Annotated in this window: 18 protein-coding genes; 15 read left to right on the forward strand and 3 right to left on the reverse strand. The window is 64.8% G+C overall.

Annotated features, from left to right (window positions below; genetic code table 11):
* Positions 1-68 precede the first annotated feature (68 nt).
* Entirely contained in the window at positions 69-1,550 is a 1,482-nt protein-coding gene (locus AC6RV7_RS13610) for a DUF1800 domain-containing protein (protein ID WP_500094551.1), read from the forward strand.
* Between the two features lie 3 nt (positions 1,551-1,553).
* Entirely contained in the window at positions 1,554-2,804 is a 1,251-nt protein-coding gene (locus AC6RV7_RS13615; RefSeq protein ID WP_500094552.1) for a DUF1501 domain-containing protein, read from the forward strand.
* A gap of 5 nt (positions 2,805-2,809) precedes the next feature.
* Here AC6RV7_RS13615 and AC6RV7_RS13620 read toward each other — a convergent pair whose 3' ends face one another.
* Positions 2,810-3,814 (reverse strand): alpha/beta fold hydrolase, encoded by a 1,005-nt coding sequence (locus AC6RV7_RS13620; protein WP_500094553.1) that lies wholly within the window; start codon positions 3,812-3,814, stop codon positions 2,810-2,812.
* Positions 3,815-3,949: 135 nt separating this feature from the next.
* Here AC6RV7_RS13620 and AC6RV7_RS13625 point away from each other — a divergent pair, with 135 nt between their 5' ends.
* The gene (locus tag AC6RV7_RS13625) at positions 3,950-4,891 is read left to right on the forward strand and encodes a ring-cleaving dioxygenase (protein WP_500094554.1); all 942 of its coding nucleotides are present in this window, start codon (positions 3,950-3,952) and stop codon (positions 4,889-4,891) included.
* A gap of 18 nt (positions 4,892-4,909) precedes the next feature.
* Here the strand turns inward: AC6RV7_RS13625 and ffh are convergent, their stop codons facing one another.
* Together ffh and AC6RV7_RS13635 are read right to left on the reverse strand one after the other, a co-directional pair.
* The gene (gene ffh, locus AC6RV7_RS13630; RefSeq protein ID WP_500094555.1) at positions 4,910-6,253 is read right to left on the reverse strand and encodes a signal recognition particle protein; all 1,344 of its coding nucleotides are present in this window, start codon (positions 6,251-6,253) and stop codon (positions 4,910-4,912) included.
* Between the two features lie 193 nt (positions 6,254-6,446).
* Positions 6,447-6,836: a response regulator gene (locus tag AC6RV7_RS13635; protein WP_500094556.1), complete on the reverse strand. Its 390-nt coding sequence runs from the start codon at positions 6,834-6,836 to the stop codon at positions 6,447-6,449.
* Between the two features lie 116 nt (positions 6,837-6,952).
* On the opposite strand from AC6RV7_RS13635, the gene AC6RV7_RS13640 reads away from it, so the two are divergent.
* From AC6RV7_RS13640 to AC6RV7_RS13695, 12 genes are all read left to right on the forward strand, one after another.
* Positions 6,953-7,441: an Lrp/AsnC family transcriptional regulator gene (locus AC6RV7_RS13640; RefSeq protein ID WP_500094557.1), complete on the forward strand. Its 489-nt coding sequence runs from the start codon at positions 6,953-6,955 to the stop codon at positions 7,439-7,441.
* A gap of 17 nt (positions 7,442-7,458) precedes the next feature.
* Entirely contained in the window at positions 7,459-8,643 is a 1,185-nt protein-coding gene (locus tag AC6RV7_RS13645; RefSeq protein ID WP_500094558.1) for a pyridoxal phosphate-dependent aminotransferase, read from the forward strand.
* A gap of 85 nt (positions 8,644-8,728) precedes the next feature.
* Positions 8,729-10,228 carry a ribosome biogenesis GTPase Der gene (gene der / locus AC6RV7_RS13650; RefSeq protein WP_500094559.1) on the forward strand — a complete coding sequence of 500 codons (1,500 nt, stop codon included), beginning with the start codon at positions 8,729-8,731 and terminating at the stop codon, positions 10,226-10,228.
* Positions 10,209-11,117, forward strand: coding sequence for a hypothetical protein (locus AC6RV7_RS13655; protein WP_500094560.1), 909 nt, complete (start codon positions 10,209-10,211; stop codon positions 11,115-11,117). Before der ends, AC6RV7_RS13655 begins: the two co-directional genes overlap by 20 nt.
* An 8-nt stretch (positions 11,118-11,125) precedes the next feature.
* On the forward strand, positions 11,126-12,157 hold the full coding sequence (fmt, locus tag AC6RV7_RS13660) for a methionyl-tRNA formyltransferase (protein WP_500094561.1): 1,032 nt from the start codon (positions 11,126-11,128) through the stop codon (positions 12,155-12,157).
* Between the two features lie 42 nt (positions 12,158-12,199).
* Positions 12,200-12,769, forward strand: a complete 570-nt coding sequence (locus AC6RV7_RS13665; protein WP_500094562.1) for a LysM peptidoglycan-binding domain-containing protein — start codon at positions 12,200-12,202, stop codon at positions 12,767-12,769.
* Between the two features lie 4 nt (positions 12,770-12,773).
* Positions 12,774-13,724, forward strand: a complete 951-nt coding sequence (locus AC6RV7_RS13670; protein WP_500094563.1) for a ParB/RepB/Spo0J family partition protein — start codon at positions 12,774-12,776, stop codon at positions 13,722-13,724.
* An 86-nt stretch (positions 13,725-13,810) separates the two neighbouring features.
* Complete coding sequence (gene secG, locus AC6RV7_RS13675; protein WP_500094564.1) at positions 13,811-14,167, forward strand: preprotein translocase subunit SecG; 357 nt, start codon at positions 13,811-13,813, stop codon at positions 14,165-14,167.
* 70 nt (positions 14,168-14,237) lie between these two features.
* Positions 14,238-15,080 carry an outer membrane lipoprotein-sorting protein gene (locus tag AC6RV7_RS13680; protein ID WP_500094565.1) on the forward strand — a complete coding sequence of 281 codons (843 nt, stop codon included), beginning with the start codon at positions 14,238-14,240 and terminating at the stop codon, positions 15,078-15,080.
* Positions 15,077-15,730 (forward strand): HAD family hydrolase, encoded by a 654-nt coding sequence (locus tag AC6RV7_RS13685; RefSeq protein WP_500094566.1) that lies wholly within the window; start codon positions 15,077-15,079, stop codon positions 15,728-15,730. The genes AC6RV7_RS13680 and AC6RV7_RS13685 overlap by 4 nt, the downstream gene beginning before the upstream one ends.
* A 125-nt stretch (positions 15,731-15,855) precedes the next feature.
* Positions 15,856-16,173, forward strand: coding sequence for a ribbon-helix-helix domain-containing protein (locus AC6RV7_RS13690; protein WP_500094567.1), 318 nt, complete (start codon positions 15,856-15,858; stop codon positions 16,171-16,173).
* 96 nt (positions 16,174-16,269) lie between these two features.
* Positions 16,270-17,463, forward strand: a complete 1,194-nt coding sequence (locus AC6RV7_RS13695; RefSeq protein WP_500094568.1) for a pyridoxal phosphate-dependent aminotransferase — start codon at positions 16,270-16,272, stop codon at positions 17,461-17,463.

The following is a 17,463-nucleotide window of genomic DNA, read 5'->3' on the forward strand; positions in this document are numbered from 1 at the left end:
CGAAAATGCAGCCCGCAGGTTTTCGCGCGGATTGAAACCGTTGGCGGACAATGCCGTCATCAGGCGACATGAATTTCGCCGCTTCGTCCGCGCAGGCGTGGGAACCGCTCGCCGCCTCGGAATGGAATCGTGACGCGGCGCGGCATCTGCTCCGGCGGGTGGGGTGGACGGCGCGGCTGGAAGAGGTCGAACGCGCGTGCGACGAAGGCATCGACGCGACGCTGGAGCGCTGTTTCCCGTCGGAGCCGGCGCCGTTGCCGAAGACGGAAATGATCGCGCGCTTCGAGGCGGATCTGCCGGACCTGCTGGGAAAAATTCGCACCGCGCGCGGGCCGGCGATGAGGGAGGCGCGACGCGAAATGCGCGAGCGCGCGCAGGCGGCGTTGCAGGACTTTCGCCTCAAATGGCTGCAGCGGGCCGCGGACTCGACGCAGGCGGCGTTCGCGAAATGGACGCTCTTTCTCAGCGACGTTTACGTGGTCAGCGCGGAGAAGGTACGCAGTCCCGACCTCCTCTGGCGGCATCACGAAATCCTCGCTCGCCATGCGCTCGGGCCCGCGCCGGTGCTGACGAAAGCCGTGTCGCGGTCGCCGGCGATGGTGCGTTACCTGGATCTGGACCGCAGCGTGGCGGAGGCGCCGAACGAGAACTTTGCGCGGGAGCTGTTCGAGCTTTTCGTGCTGGGTGAAGGCCATTACGCGGAGGCGGACATCAAGGAAGCGGCGCGGGCCTTCACGGGCTATCGCGTGCAGGCGGCCACCGGTGAGTTTCGCCTCGTGCGGCAGCGTCAGGACGCCGGCAGAAAAACGATTTTCGGCCGCACAGGTCGCTTCAGCGGCGACGACGTGATCGATCTCGCTTACGCGCAGCCGGCGGCGACGACGTTCCTGCCGGGTGAGCTGGCGCGTTTCTATCTTTCGGATCGGCCGTTGCCGGCGGAGATGCTGCCGGCGCTGGGCGAACGATGGCGCGAGCAGCGCTTTGAATTGCGGGCGCTGGCGCTGACATTTTTCCGCAGCCGCGCGTTTTTCGCGCCGGAGTATCGTGGCAACTTCATCAAGAGCCCGGTGCAGTTTTATCTCGGCGCGCTGCAGGACCTCGATCTCGAGGTGATTCCCCTCACGCGTTTCACCCTGAACCCGCTGCGGCAGATGGGGCAGCAGTTGTTCCAACCGCCGAACGTGCGCGGCTGGGTCGGCGGCCGCAGCTGGATCAACTCCACCACGTTCGCGGCGCGCAGGAATCTCGTGCAGCAGTTGTTCGCACCGCTGCGCGAGGACACGCTGAACGCCGACGATGTCCGCGCGCTGGCCGAGGCGCGCAAAGTGGGGCGCGAGCGTTTTACCGTCGGAGACGACTGGTTCGAGCGCTGGTCGGATCAACCGGCGGACGAGACGGTCGGCGGACTGGCGCAGCGATTTCTCGCCGCACCGCTTCCGCCGCACGCGTCGCAGGTGCTCGTCGATTTTCTGGAACGCCGGCGAACCGGCACCGCGCGGCGCGATGCCGTCGCCGTGCTGCTGCAACTCCCCGAATACCAACTCTGCTGAACGATGAACAACGCGACCTCCTCCTGGCTGCCCTCCACGCGGCGCGAATTTCTGCGCACGACGACCCGTGGGATCGGATTGCTGGCGTTCAGCCGTTTTGCGCCGTCGTTCCTGGTCGAATCCACGCTGGCGGCGACACCGGCGCCGGAAAAGGACCGCACGATCCTCGTGCTCGTCCAGCTCGCGGGCGGTAACGACGGTCTGAATACAGTGGTGCCGTTTGCCGATGACGGTTATCGCCGGCTGCGTCCGACGCTCGCGTTGCCGGAGCGCGACATCTTGCGGTTGAACGACACGATGGGATTGCATCCGGCGTGTGCGGAGCTGCACGCGCTGTTCCAGGAAGGCCAGCTCGCGGTGGTGCAGAACGTCGGCTACCCGAATCCGAACCGCAGTCATTTTCGTTCCACGGAGATATGGGAGACGGCGAGCGACAGCGGCGAGTTTTTGCCCACCGGTTGGCTGGGCCGGTTCATGGACAACGCCTGCGCGGGCGCGCCGGCGGACGGAGCGCCGCCGGCAGTGCACATCACGCGGGAGAATCCGCAGTCGTTTCTCTCCGCGCAGGAGCATGCGACGTTCGGCCTCAACCCCGACACCCAGGGCCGGCGCGGCGGTGAAAGCCTGCGGCTGCTCGAACGAATGATGCAGGCGGATGCGGCGGACCCGCATGAGAACGCCGGCTTCCTGCAACACACGATGATGAATGCGCTGGTGACCGAACGGAAAGTCCAGCAGGTGCTGCGCGGCTACAAGGCGGGCGCGCCGTATCCGGAAACTGCATTCGCGCATTCGCTGCAAAGCGTGGCGGCGCTGATCGCCGCCGGGATGTCGACGCGCGTGTATTTCGTTTCGCTGAGCGGTTTCGACACGCACAGCAACCAGCTCCGCCAGCACGCCAATCTCCTGCGCACGCTCTCCGGCGGGCTCGCGGCGTTTCAGCAGGACCTGCGGACGCACGGATTGGACCGCCAGGTAACGACGATGACGTTCTCCGAGTTCGGGCGGCGGCCGGGCGAAAACGAAAGCCAGGGCACGGATCACGGCACCGCGGCGCCGCTCTTCGTGCTCGGTTCGCGCGTGCAGGGCGGACTGCACGGCACGGCGCCGTCGCTGCAGCTGGGGCGGCAGCAGGATCTCACGTTCAGCACGGACTTCCGGCAGGTGTATGCGTCGCTACTCGACCGCTGGCTCGAGTGTCCGGCGGCCTCCGTGCTCGGCCGCGACTACTCGGCGCTGCCGCTGATCGGCTGAAGGCTTTAGTTGGCCGCGGAGTGGGCGGAGAGAAAATCCTGGAGCGGCGCGATGAAGCGCGGAAAATCCTCGATGTGCGGCAGGTGCCCGAGACCGACGAGCTCGACGAGCTTCGCCTGCGGGATGGCGCGGGCCGCGGCGCGGCCGAGTTCGGGATAGTTGCCGAGCGAGTCGCGGATATTCGCCGGTGCGCGATCGGCTCCGGGCGCGGTGCGGTCGCGCTGGCCGATGATCAGGAGCACGGGCATCTTGAGCTGCGGGAACTCATAGACGACTGGTTGCGTGTAAAGCATGTCGGAGGTGAGGGCCTGGTTCCAGGCCATGCGCGGATAATCGGGGCTGCGAAGGAAGTGGCCGATCAACTCGACCCACTCGTCGTAGTCCGGACGCCAGTCGCCGCCGTAGTAGTGCTTTCGTTCATACGCGCGGAGCTTGTCGGTCGTGAGCGTGAACTGCTCCGCGAGCGCGGCGTCGAGCGACTGGTAGGGCACGCCCTTCGCCTTCCAGTCCTCGAGTCCGATCGGGTTGGCGAGCGTGAGCGTGAGGACGTCGGCGGGAAACATCAGCGCGTAGCGCGTGGCGACCATGCCGCCCATCGAATGGCCCACGAGGTGAACGCGACCGGCCTTCACTTTCTCGAGCAAGGCGTGCGTGTTGGTGGCGAGTTGATGGAAACTGAACTGGTAGTGCTCCGGCTTGGACGATTTGCCGAAGCCGATCTGGTCCGGGATGAGCACGCGGAAACCGCGCTCGCTCAGCGCGGCGGCGGTCTCGCGCCAGTAGGCCCCGCTGAAGTTTTTCCCGTGAAACAGAACGACGGTGCCCCGACGATCGGCGCCTTTCGCGGGCACATTCATGTAAGCCATCTCGAGTTCCTGCTGCTGACTTTGGAAACGGAAGATCTGCGGCGGATACGGATAACGAACATCCTCGAGCCGCGGACCGTCGGCGGCGCTCGCGTGGGCAATGAGAAGGACGGACAGCAGCAAAAGAGTAAGTCGTGTTGGCATGGTGCTCGATAACACGAGTCGGGAAGGGGCTCAAACGGGCGGACGTTTTGCGCCGACGGTCTGCGAGGTAAACGTTGCGCGGTGGCGATACGGTTCGGCTCTGGACGAAACCGGACTCGCGTGCACCTTGCGCGGATGCAACTTCATGGGATTCATCACCTGACGGCGGTGACGGCGCAGGCGTCGCGGAACCACGCGTTTTACACGCAGACGCTCGGCCTGCGGTTGGTGAAGAAATCGGTGAATCAGGACGACGTGTCCGCGTATCATTTGTTCTACGCGGACGGCGTGGGTTCGCCGGGAACCGATCTCACGTTTTTCGACTGGCCGGCGGCCCGCGAGCGACGCGGCACGCACAGCATCGTGCGCACGGGACTGCGGCTGCGGGACGAGGCAAGTTTGCGCTGGTGGGCGGCGCGGTTCGCGGCGGAGGCGGTGACGCAGACGCCGATCGAGCGACGGGACGGCCGGCTGACGCTGGACTTTGAGGATTTTGAAGGACAGCGCTTGAGCTTCGTCGTCGATGTTGAAGGCAAAGCGGAAAGCCAGCCTTGGACGAAGAGTCCGGTCCCGGCGGAGCATCAGATTCTCGGTCTCGGCCCGATCGTGATCAGCGTGCCGCGGTTGGAGCCGACGGAAGGTGTTCTGACCGGATTGATGAGCATGACGAAGGCGCGCAGCTACGATTGGAACGGCGTGCTGGTGCATGTGTTCGCGATGGGCGCGGGCGGGCCGGCGGCGGAGTTGCACGTCGCGGTGCAGCCGAATCTGCCGATCGCGCGTCCCGGCGCGGGCGGGGTGCATCATGTGGCGTTTCGCACCACGATGGCCGACTACGAGAAATGGGCGCAGCGGCTCGAAGGACTGGGCGTGCCCTCGAGCGGGCCGGTCGACCGTTACTATTTCAAGAGTCTCTACTTTCGGGAGCCGAACGGAATCTTGTTCGAGATCGCCACGGACGAGCCGGGTTTCGCGGTGGACGAAGCGGTGGAGACTTTGGGCGAGCGGCTCGCGCTGCCGCCATTTCTCGAGCCGCGACGCGCGGAAATCGAGAGCGGTTTGAAACCGCTCGCGTGACGCGCCGCGACGGCCGGATCACATCCCGGGGAAGCCGCCCTTGCCGCGCATGGCTTCGAATTGGCGCATCATCTTTTTGCCGCCGCCGCCTTTGAACATCTTCATCATCTTCTGCATTTCGGAGAACTGCTTCAGAAGCTGATTGACCTCGACGATCTTCGTGCCGGAACCGTCGGCGATGCGCTTGCGGCGGCTGCCGTTGAGGATCTCGGGCTTGCGGCGCTCCTGCACCGTCATCGATTTGATGATGGCTTCGGTGCGCGCCATCTGTTGATCGGCGCCGTCGGGCAGCTGCATGCCGCTCATGCCCGGAATCATGCCGAGGATACTCTGCATCGAGCCCATCTTTTTCACCTGCTGCATCTGCGCGAGGAAGTCCTCGAGGTTGAAGTCGGCCTTGCGGAGCTTCTCCGCCATCTTCTCGGCGTCCTTCTGGTCGATGGTCTCCTGCGCCTTTTCGACGAGCGACACGACGTCGCCCATGCCGAGGATGCGGGAGGCGAGACGGTCCGGGTAGAACGGCTCGAAGTCCGCGGTCTTTTCGCCGGTGCCGACGAATTTGATCGGGACACCGGTGATCGACTTGATGGAAAGCGCCGCGCCGCCGCGCGCATCGCCGTCCATCTTGGTGAGGACCAAACCGGTGAGCTGGAGGGCGTCGTGAAACGCCTTCGCGACGTTGACCGCTTCCTGACCGAGCGCTCCGTCCGCAACGAGCAGAACCTCGTCGGGCTGCACGCGGGCGCGGAGTTGTTTCACTTCCTCGATGAGGTCGTGATCGATCTGCAGGCGGCCGGCGGTGTCGAAGATGATGCAGTCCGCGGTGGCGTTGCGCGCGGCTTCGAGCGCGGCGGTGCCGATCTTCGGCACATCCTGCGATGCGCGGTCGGCGAAGAAACCGAGCTCTTCCTGTTTCGCGAGAATCTCGAGCTGGTCGATGGCGGCGGGGCGGTAGACATCGCAGGCCGCGACGAGCGGACGATAGCCGCGCTTCTTGAGCAGCTTGCCGAGTTTCGCGCTCGAGGTGGTTTTGCCGGAGCCGTGCAGACCGACCATGAGGATCTTCAGCGGACGCGCGCCGGAGAGGGCGTTTTCGCCTTCGCCGAGCAGGCGGACGAGTTCGTCGTGAATGATTTTGACGACCTGCTGGCCGGGCGCGACGCCCTTGGTGACCTGCTGGCCAACACACTGTTGCTGCACGCGTTCGACGAACTCGCGGGCGACTTTGAAATGGACGTCGGCGGACAAGAGCGCGGTGCGCACCTCCTTGAGGGCGTCCGCCATGTTGTCTTCGGTGAGGGTGCCGACGCCGCGCAGATTGCGGAGCGCGTTGCCGAGTTTTTCGGTGAGCGATTCGAACATGGAAAAGGAGGAGTGAACCAGCAATGGACACGAATGCACCCAAATTTCCAGCCCGACCATGCGCCGAGCGTGCGAACTGCGAGCGCGGCATGGGAGAAATGTAGGGCGGGGTCGCTGACCCCGAAACGCGCGCCAAGGAGACCCCGCCTCTACATCTCCTGCATCCTGACGCTGCCGAGCGCAGCGTTTCCGCTTAGCGGCCGAAGCCGCTGCGGCTTGGTGCGAGGGCTGCGATTTTCTCGCGAAGGCCTTCGGGACGGTAGGGTTTCACAACGTAGTGATTGATGGCGAGCCGGGCGGCACGGCCGACGGTGTCGCGGTCGTTGATGCCGGTGCAGAGGATGATCGGAAGCGTGCGAAGCGTATCGGTGCGGCGGACGCGTTCGATCAGTTGCAGGCCGTCGACGGTCGGCATCTTCAGATCCAGAATCGCCAGGTCGAAACGCTGCGCGGGATCGGTGAGTTTCCACCAGGCTTCGGCGCCATCGTGCGTGATGGTCAGTTCCACGCGCGGGTCGGTGGCGAACATTTCCCGGATGAGCTGCAGGCAGGGCTCATCGTCGTCGGCGACAAGAATTTTCATCAGAGCTGGAAGCGGCGTTCCTGCATCGGCACGGGCGGGCGCGAAGTTAAACGTTTCCGGGCAAAACGATTTCACGCTGGCCAAACGCGGGGGAGTTCCGGATAACCGCCGCGCCTATGAACCCTGTTCTACAGCTCTTGATCGAAGGCGGCAGCCTCACGACCGGCCAGATGGCCACCGTCGCGGGTCTGACTGAAGCCGAAGTTCAACAGCACCTGGAACAGCTGAAAAAAGATAAAATCTTCCTCGGCTGGCGTCCGGTGCTCGATCTTTCGCGCGAAGCCGCCGCCGCCGCCGCCGTGCGCGCGGTCATCGAGGTCAAGATCACGCCCGAGCGGGGCGGAGGGTTCAATCGTTTCGCGGACCGCATCGCGCGATTCGACGAGGTCGAATCGTGCTACCTGATGTCGGGCGGCTACGATTTGCTCGTGTTCGTCAAAGGCTCGTCGCTGCAAAAGGTGGCGGGCTTCGTCTCGGAGAAGCTGTCGACCATCGAGGGCGTGCTCTCGACGTCGACGCATTTCATGCTGCGCTGCTACAAGGAGCAGGGCTATCTGCTCGACAGCGGCGAAGCGCAGAGCTCCCGCCTCAACGTCGCGCCCTGAGCGGCCGGCCATTTCCCATGAGCAACGACCCGAAACGTTGGGTGGCGGGACACGTGTCCGCGCTGCCGAAGAGCGGTATTCGCGATTTCTTCGAACTGGTGGCCAAGATGAAGGGCCAGGACGTGATCTCGCTGGGCGTCGGCGAACCCGATTTCGTCACGCCGTGGCACATCCGCGAGGCCGCCATGTTCGCGCTCGAGCGGGGCAAGACGTATTACACGTCGAACCTCGGCATGATCGAGCTGCGCCGCGCGATCGCGACGTATGTCGAGGAGCATTTCCAGGTGAGCTACCGGCCGGACGACCAGATCATCGTCACGGTGGGCGTGAGCGAGGCGCTCGACCTGGCCTGCCGCGCGTTCATCAATCCCGGCGAGAAGGTGCTGTATCACCAACCCTGTTACGTCAGCTACCACCCGAGCGTGGCGTTGACGCACGGGCAGGGGATCGCGGTGCCGACCTACGCGAAGGACAATTTCGCGCTCACGGCCGAGGCGCTGCGCGCGGCGTGGCAGCCCGGCGCGAAGATGCTGATGCTGAACCTGCCGTGCAATCCGACCGGCGGCACCTGCACCCGCGAGCAGCTCGAGAAGATCGCGAAGTTCTGCATCGAGAAGGATCTCCTCGTCCTGACCGACGAAATCTACTCGGAGCTGACCTTCGACGGCACGCACACCAGCATCGCGAGCCTGCCCGGCATGGCGGATCGCACGGTTTTCCTGCACGGCTTTTCGAAGGCGTTTGCGATGACCGGCTGGCGCATCGGCTACGCGTGCGGCCCTGCGCCGCTCATCGATGCCATGATGAAAGTGCACCAGTATTCGATGCTGTGCGCCTCGATCATCGCGCAGGAGGCGGCGCTCGAGGCGCTGCAGCGCGGGTGGGACAGCGTCCTCAAGATGCGCGAGCAATATCACCGGCGCCGCGATTTGATCGTCCGCCGTTTCAACGAGATCGGCCTCACGTGTCATTCGCCGCGCGGCAGCTTCTACGCGTTTCCGAACATCGCGGCCACCGGGCTCACGGAGAAGGAATTCGCCGTTGGCCTGTTGCAGGAGCACAAGGTCGCGGTCGTGCCCGGCACGGCGTTCGGCGAGAACGGCACCGGCCACGTCCGCGCGTGCTTCGCCACGAGCTACGAGCAGATCATCGACGCCTGCGACCGGGTTGAACGTTTTGTCGCAAAGGCGACAAAACGTTAGTCGATGTTTGAAGTTTAGGTTTAAGATCGCGGCCTCGCGTCGCGGAGCGCGACTTAAGCCTAAACTTTCGTCTTAAATATCACTCATGAATCGCACCGTCGCCATCGTCGGCCGACCCAACGTCGGCAAGAGCCGCCTTTTCAACCGGCTGGCGCGGAAGCGCATCTCGATCGTCCATGACCAGCCGGGCGTCACGCGCGACGTGATCTCGACCGAGATCGCGGACGGCGGCTACACGCTTCTCGATACCGGCGGCCTCGGCCTGAAAGGCGGCGACACGCCATCGATGCTGGTCAAGGCCTCGGAAACCCAGGTCGATTTCGCCATCGTAGCGGCCGGGTTGATCCTCTTCATCATCGACGGCCTGGAAAACGTCACCGCGCTCGACGAGAAAATCGCGGCGATGCTGCGCCGGAGCGGCAAGCCAGTGCGGCTCGTCATCAACAAGGCGGACTTCAGCGACGACAAGATCGAGCTGGCCGACGCGTATCGGCTCGGCCTCGGGGAGCCGTTGCGTGTATCCGCCGAACATGGACGCGGCGAACAGGAGCTGCGCGACGCGATCCTCGCGGCGCTGGGTCCGGCCGAGGCGGAGGAGCCGGCTCCGGCGAAGACCGCCGCCGATCCGCTCTGCATCTGCTTCATCGGCCGGCCGAACGTCGGCAAGTCCTCGCTCAGCAACCGGCTGCTGCAGAGCGATCGCCTGATCGTCAGCGATGTGCCCGGAACCACGCGCGACGCGATCGAGCTGCCGTTCGAGTTTCGCGGCCGCGACGGAAAGATGTACCCGTTCCGCCTGATCGACACGGCGGGCATCAAGGCCGCGACGAAGCTGGCCTCGCCGGTCGAATATTTTTCGCGGCTGCGCTCGCTCGACGCGATCAAGCAGACGGACGTCGTTTTCCTCGTGCTCGACGCGATGGACGGCGTCACCCAGCAGGACAAGGCGATCGCCGGCGAAGCGGTGAAGGAGCACAAGCCGATCGTGGTGGTCGTGAACAAGTGGGACCTCGTGAAGAAGGCCTTCAAGGCGAAGGGCGGCTTCGAGCCTTACAAGAGCGAGCGCGACTACCGCGAGAAATACGAGGCTGCGCTTTTCGACCGCCTGTACTTCACGCCCGGTTCGCCGGTGGTGTTCGTCTCCGCGGTGAGCGGTTACGAAGTCGACCGCATGCTGAACGCCGCCGTGAAACTGAACCGCCAGCTCGACGCCAAGCTGCCGACGGCGAAGCTGAATCAGATTCTCGGATACTTGACGGAGCGCACGCCGCCACCGGCGGTCGGCGGGAAACGCTTCCGGGTTTATTACGCGACGCAGACCGGCAACCGTCCGTTCCGGATCAAGCTGTTCTGCAACCGCGAGGAGAAGCTGACGGAGCAGTATCGCCGCTATCTCGAGGCGGGACTGGTCGAGGAGTTCGATTTGAAGGGCTGTCCGATCTATTTCGATCTCGTCGGCAAGGAGAAGCACGAGCCCGGCACACCGTATTCGGGCAAGGCGGCGCGCGGCGTCGCGGTGACGCCGAAGTGGCGCACCCGCGAGGACGCGGAGGAGAAAGAATCGCATGAAACCCTCGAAGACTGATTACCGCGGCGACGATGCGCTGAAGCTCGCCACGCGCGCGCTGGAGCTGATTGTCACCACGTCCGTGGGGCCGCGCGTCGTATCGCTGCGCTCGACCGCCGGTCGCAAACGCAATCTCTTCCTCGAGCTGCCGGAGGACCTGCGGCTCAACGGCTACGCGCTGCGCGGCGGTCACCGCCTCTGGCATTCGCCGGAGCACGGCGTGCGGACCTACCAGACCGACGACGCGCCGCTCGCGGTGCGTCCGCTGCCGAAGGGCGTTTCGCTGACCCAGCCGGTCGAGGAGAAAACCGGACTCGTGAAGGCGATGGCTCTCGAGTTCGTCAACGACCGCACCGTCAAGGTCACGCACCGGCTCACCAATCGCGGATTGTGGGCGGTTGAGTGTGCGCCGTGGGCGCTCACGATGCTGCGTGCCGGCGGCTACGGCGTGCTGCCGTTGTTGCCGAAGGGCGATCATGCGGCGGGCGACCTGCTGCCGGGCTACTCACTCGTGCCGTGGACCTACACGGATCTGTCATTGCCGGCGTGGGATCTCCACCGGGATTTCATCGGCATCGACGTGCCGGCGGCGAAAAAACCGCAGAAGCTCGGCATCACGAACTATCCGGGCTGGTCGGCGTATTGGAACGAAGGCGCGACCTTCGTGAAATACGCGCCGGTGCTCGCCGGCGCGACGTATCCGGATTTTGGTTGCGCGTTCGAGACGTTCACGAACGGCGAGATGATCGAACTCGAGACGCTCGGCGCGTTCGGGCCGCTGGCTCCCGGCGCGACGGTTTCGCACGTCGAATTCTGGACGGTGATCGACGGGCTTCCGAAGCCGTCGACCGACGCGGCGTTCGCGAAGCTCGCGACGGCCGTGCAGAGCTGGCTGAAGAAACGCTGACAGTTCGCGTGACGCCGCTTCGACTGGTATTTCTCGGCTCCGATCCGATCGCCCGGCCGCTGCTGGACTGGCTGGCGGGCGAGGGGCGGGCGCTCGCGGAAGTGATCGCGGTGTTCACGCAGCCCGATCGCGCCACGGGGCGCGGTCAGAAGGTGACGCCCAACGCCATCAAGGCCTGGGCCCTCGAGCGGCACATTCCCGTTTACCAGCCGGACAAGCTGACCGACGACGTGCGCGTGCACTATGCGATGCTCGGCGCCGACGTGGCCCTGGTGGTGGCTTACGGTCACATCTTGAAGGAAAACTTCATCGAGACGCCGCGGCTCGGGACCTTCAACCTGCACGCCTCGATTCTGCCGCGTTATCGTGGCGCGTCACCGATCCAAACCGCAATCGCCAACGGCGAACGCGAGACGGGCGTGGCGTTCATGCGGATGGTCCGTCGACTCGATGCCGGTCCGGTGGCGGACGTCGAACGCGTTCCGATCGCGCCGCTCGACACCGCGCTCGATGTGGAAGGAAAACTCGCGGCGGCCTGCGTGCCGTTGTTGCAGCGCACGCTGCCAGGCGTGCGCGACGGCACGCTGGTGTTTGCGCCGCAGGACGACGCGGCGGCGACGTTTTGTCGGAAGCTGGAAAAGGAAGATGGCGCGCTGGATTTCCACGTGCCGGCATCGACGCTCGCAGCGCGGATCAACGGCCTTTTTCCGTGGCCGGCGTGTAGCGTGGAATTTAGCGGGACCCTCGTGAAATTCGGGCTGGCCGATGTCACCGGGACCGGAGACACCCCGGTGTCAGCGGACACGACGAAAGCCGCCGGCACCGTGCTCGGCGCGGATGCCGAGGGACTGCTGATTGCGTGCGGCGCGGGCGTGTTGCGGGTGCGGAAGCTGCAGCGGCCCGGCGGCAAGATGCTGCCCGCGCCGGAGTTTCTTCGCGGTTTTCCGATTCCGCCCGGAACGCTCCTGCCCTCGATGCCTTCGACCGAACTGGTCGCGCGCGAACCGTTCAAAAAAAAGACCCCGCCGCCGGCGGCCTAGTCATGCTTGTTTTCGCGCGGAGATTCTCCAATTCTGCGCCGCATGTTGAAACGAGTGTGGTGGATCTTTGTGTTGGCTGCCGGCGCGAGCACTCCGTCCACGTTTGCGCAGATCGAAATCGCCAACCTGCGCGAGGACGTGCGCGGACTTTCGCTGCGCGTGGGTGAGCTCACGTTGCGCGTCGAGCAGCTCGAGCGCGAAAACGCCGAATTGCGCAGCCGCGCCGGCAACGCCGAACGCTCTTACGTGACCTTGCAGCAGCTGAACGAGGCGGTGACGACGCTCAATCAAGGCATCCGGTCCAGCGCCGCGGCGACGAAGAATGAGACGCTGCAGCAGGTGAGCGCGCAGATGGAGCGGCTGGCGAAGCAGACGAATGCCGCGATCGATTCGCTCGCCCGCGGCATGGCGACGCGGGCGCCGGTGCAGACGAGTTTTTCGGAGGACTATCCGAAAGACGGCATCAGTTACACCGTGCAGAAAGGCGACACCCTCGCGGAAATCGCAAAGAAGACCGGCTCGAAGGTTCAGGATATCGTCAACGCCAACAAGCTTTCCGATCCCTCGCGCATCAACGTGGGGCAGACGCTCTTCATTCCAGGAGGAAAATAATTTCATGTCCGCAGCACCCAAATCCCGCCTCGGCCGCGGACTCGGCGGTTTGATCGCCAGCGCTGTGCCGGCCGCCCCGAAGACCCAGACTCCCGCGCCCACGGCGGCGGCGGCGACGCCCGCGCCGGCGCCGGCCCAGCCGGCCGGAGCGCCCGGATACCAGGAGGTCAACGTGCACGCGATCGAGCCGAGCCCGTATCAGGCGCGACGCGAGATCACCGCGGAGCAGCTGCACGAGTTGGCGGAGAGCATTCGCTCGGAAGGGCTGTTGCAGCCCGTCGTCGTGCGCAAGGTGGGCGAGAAGTTTCAGCTGATCGCGGGCGAGCGCCGCTGGCGTGCCTTCCAGCACCTGAAAATCAAGGCCATCCCGGCTCGGGTCGTGGAGGCGAGCGACGCCTCCTCCGCCGCGCTGGGCTTGATCGAGAACTTGCAGCGCGAAGGGCTGAATCCGATCGAGGAAGCGCACGGTTTCGCGAGCCTGATTCGCGATTTCGATCTGACGCAGGAGACCGCGGCCGATCGCGTGGGCAAAGGCCGCGCCACGGTGGCCAACGCCCTCCGTCTGCTCGCGCTCGACGCGGAGATTCAGGGCTTCATCGCCCGCAATCTCCTCAGCGTCGGTCACGCGAAGGTGCTCTTGGGCGTGCAGGATCCGGCGCAGCGCACGGTGCTCGCACGCCGCATCATCGAGGAAGGCTTGAGCGTCCGGGCCACCGAGAAACTCGTGCTCGACCGCAAGGCGGTGGCCGGAAACCCGCCGGCGCGTCCGGCCAAGGCTCGCAACCTGCCCGCGAAAGACGCCGAGGCCGTGGCCGGAATCGAGAAGAAGCTCACGTCCCATCTGGGAGCCCGGGTGGCACTGCTGCACACGCCGAAAAAGGGACGCATCGTGATCGAATACCGGGGCAACGAGGACCTGCAGCGCCTGTTGGAAAAACTGGGCGTGGAGGCTTGAGGCATTCCTGACGTCACTTCTTCCGCCAGCTCCGCAGCCCCGCATTGACAAAGCGAGGGTGCGCCTGATGTTCTGACCCCTTTCACATGAGCATTCTCCTCGGCATACTCACGTTTGTCCTGATCGTCATCTCCATCCTGCTGGTGATGATCGTCCTGATGCAGCGCGCGAAAAACGACGGCGGCATGGGTGCGGCGATGGGCGGTGGCATGGCCGAGGCGACGTTTGGCGCCGACACGAGCAACGTGTTGAGCAAGGCCACGATCAATCTCTCGATCGCCTTTTTCGTTCTCGCCTTCCTGCTTTATCTCGGCCGCATCCACCAGCGCACGCAGGCGACCGCCGCGTCCGGCAGCGCCTTGCCCACGATTGCCGCGCCGGCCAGCCCGACTCCGGCCACGGTCCCGGCGACCGACACCACGCCGGCGGAGACCAAGAAGTAGTTCGATGGCTGGAAATCCTTTTAGAACCGCGCCCGCCCTCATTTGGCGGGCGCTTTGCTTTTTGGCTGTCGTGAGCGGCGCGTTGCCGGTTGCGCTGGCCCAGCGCGGACAGCCGCCGCCGCCTTTGTTGCAAACCGGCAAGGCCGATCCCGCGGAAGCGCGCACCGCACTCGAGCAGATGCGGCGTCTCGGCATCGCAGGGGATTACTTCCTGCAATTCCAACTGCGGATCATGCCGCGACGCGGTCCCGAGCGCACGATTCCCGGCCAGCTCTGGGGCACGCGCAACGAGACCGGTCTCGTCAACCGCGTCAGCCTCGCGCTGCCCGGCACGGGCAACGGAGCGGACGCGCTCCGCCGCCGGCTGCTGATTCAAAATGGAGTTCGCTCGGCGGCGTGGCGCTGGGATGAAGGCGCGGGCGTCGCGATGTTGAATGTCTCCGCGTTGTTCGAGCCGCTTGTGCCGGAAGCCGAGCTCACAGCGTTCGACCTGCAGATGCCGTTCCTCTACTGGAACGATTTCGCGTATCAGGGCATCGTGCGTTTTCGCGGGCGTCCGGCGCACGTGCTCGTGATGCGGCCGCCGGCGGATTTCGCCGCGCGGTATCCGCAACTCTCCGGCGTGCGGGTGCACCTCGATACGCAGTTCAACGCGCTGGTGCAGACCGAGCTGCTTGGCGCGGATGGACGCGTCAGCAAAACCCTTTCCGTGGTGGACCTGAAGAAGGTGGGCGAGCAATGGATCGTGAAGACGATCGACGTCCGCGACGAAGCGACGCGAAACAAGACGCGATTCAGCGTGACCGGCGCGGCGCTCGGGCTGGACTTTTCATCCCGGCTGTTCGAGCCCGCGCGCCTGGCGGACGATATCCCGCCGCCGTCCGCCACCGACATCCTTCCGATCGAGCCATGAGCACTTCAAGGGGCGTGATTTTCGATTTGGACGGCACGCTGATCGACAGCATGCGGCTGGTCCTGCGATCCTACGCGCACGCGCTGGCGCCTTCCCATCCGAGCCTGACACCCGAGGAAATCCTCGACGGCTTGGGCGGCCCGCCGGAACGGTATTTCAACGACCTGATCCCGGATCCTGCGGTGGCGGCGGAGGCCTTACGTCGCTTGCAGGACTACCTGGCGGAGCATCGCGACGCGATCCGGCCCTTCGTGGGAGCGTTGCCTTTGCTCACGGAGCTGCGGGCCGCCGCGATTGCCGTCGGGCTATGGACCGGCCGCGAACGTGAATCCACCGCGTGGTTACTGAAGGAACATGGTTTCGCCGACTGGGTGCAAACCTGTGTCTGCGGCGACGACCTGGCGTCCCACAAGCCCGATCCCGCCGGCTTGCAGGCGGCGCTGGATCATCTGGGCGTCAATATTGCCGACGCGGTCTTCGTGGGCGACGCGGACGTGGATGTGCTGGCGGGCGCCGCGCTCGGCGTGCGCACCCTGCTGATCACGCACGAACGCGTCCCACCCGAAAAGGTGCGGATGAAAGCATGGAAGGTTGTATCCGCGCCGGCGGAGGCCTATGCTGTGCTACGAAATGAGCTCCTGGCGGTCTGAAACGACGTGCCGGAAGCACTACATCCTCCGGGTCTCGTGCCCTCGAAAAAAATAACATTGCTCGCTGCGCAAGTCCGTGTGTCCTGAAGGCCTGCGCCGATTCTCCCAAACTCCTGCTTTCTCCTATGGCCACTCGCACAAAGAAAAGCTCCGCCCCGCTGACGTTCGACCTCCCCGTCGATCTTATCAAGAAAATCGATACACTTCGTTCCGGTTATGGCCTCGAGTCCGCCAGTGAAGTGGTGCGGCTGGCGATGGACCGGTTTGACTTCGATCGCTGCAAGCCGGTCTCGGTCCCGCATCGCCAGATTTCGGTTCGCATCTCCACCGATCAGCGCGGCATGCTGAAACGCTACGCGAAAAAGAAGGATGCGAGCGTCGGCGAACTTCTTCGCCTCGCGCTCGAGGACCTGCCGGAAAAACCGGCGAAGAAAAAGAAGTAAACGGAAACCAGGCGGCGAGCGGCCGCCGGATTCCTTCACGAGCGCCGGGCTTGCTTTTGCCCGGCGCGTTTCGTTTTAGTGGACGCCTTTCCTCGCATGTCCACCTCACCGCTCCCGCTCTCCACTTGGGCTCGTAATGTCTCGCCGTCGCCGACGCTCGCGATCGACGCGAAGGCGAAAGCGCTCCAGGCCGCGGGCGAGGACGTCTGCGGCTTCGCCGCCGGCGAACCGGACTTCGACACGCCGGAACACATCAAGGAGGCCGCCATCGCGGCGCTCAAGGCCGGCAAGACGAAGTATGCGCCCACGCCCGGCATTCCCGAGCTGCGCAAGGCCGTCGCGGAACGCTACGGCGCCGAATATTCGCTCACCGTCGCGCCGGAACAGGTGGTCGTTTCACCGGGCGGCAAGTTCAACTGTTACCTCGGCGTGCTCGCGACCTGCTCGCCGGGCGACGAGGTGATCGTGCCCGCGCCGTATTGGGTCAGCTATCCCGAAATGGTGAAGCTCGCCGGCGCCGTGCCGAAGTTCGTGCTGGCCGACGACAAGACCGGCTTCCGGCTCACGCCCGCAATGCTCGAGGCGGCGATCACGCCGAAGACGAAGCTGGTCATCCTGAATTCCCCGTCGAATCCGACGGGTGCCGTCTACAGCCGCGCCGAGCTCGAGGCGATCGTGGCCGTCGCGGTGAAGCACAATCTCTACATCCTGTCCGACGAGATGTATGAGCATCTCGTTTACGACGGCGCGAAGCCCACCTGCGTCGCGACGCTCAGCAAGGAGGCCGAGGCGCGCACGATCATCGTCGCCGGTTTTTCGAAAACCTACGCGATGACCGGCTGGCGCATCGGCACCACCGTGGCGCCGCTGCCGATCGCGAAAGCGATCTCGGAATTGCAAAGCCAGATGTCGTCGAATGTGACGACGTTTGGCCAATACGGCGCGCTCGCGGCGCTGAAGGAAAAGGAAAAGACCGCCGCCGCGTTGAAGACGATGATGACGGCGTTCGACCGCCGCCGGAAGCTCCTGCACGCCGAACTCAACAAGATCCCGGGCGTGACCTGCCTGCTCGCCCAAGGCGCGTTTTATCTTTTCCCGAACATCTCGAGTTTCGGTTTGAAGGATGCCGATTTTTGCACGCGCCTGCTCGAAAAGGAAAAGGTCGCCGCGGTCCCCGGCAGCTCGTTCGGCGCTGAAGGTTATCTGCGCCTCAGCTACGCGACGTCCGACGAAATCATCAAGAAGGGCGTCGAGCGGCTCGCGCGTTTCTGCGCCACGCTGAAGCAGTGA

The organism is Opitutus sp. sgz309028 (genome assembly GCF_059821195.1).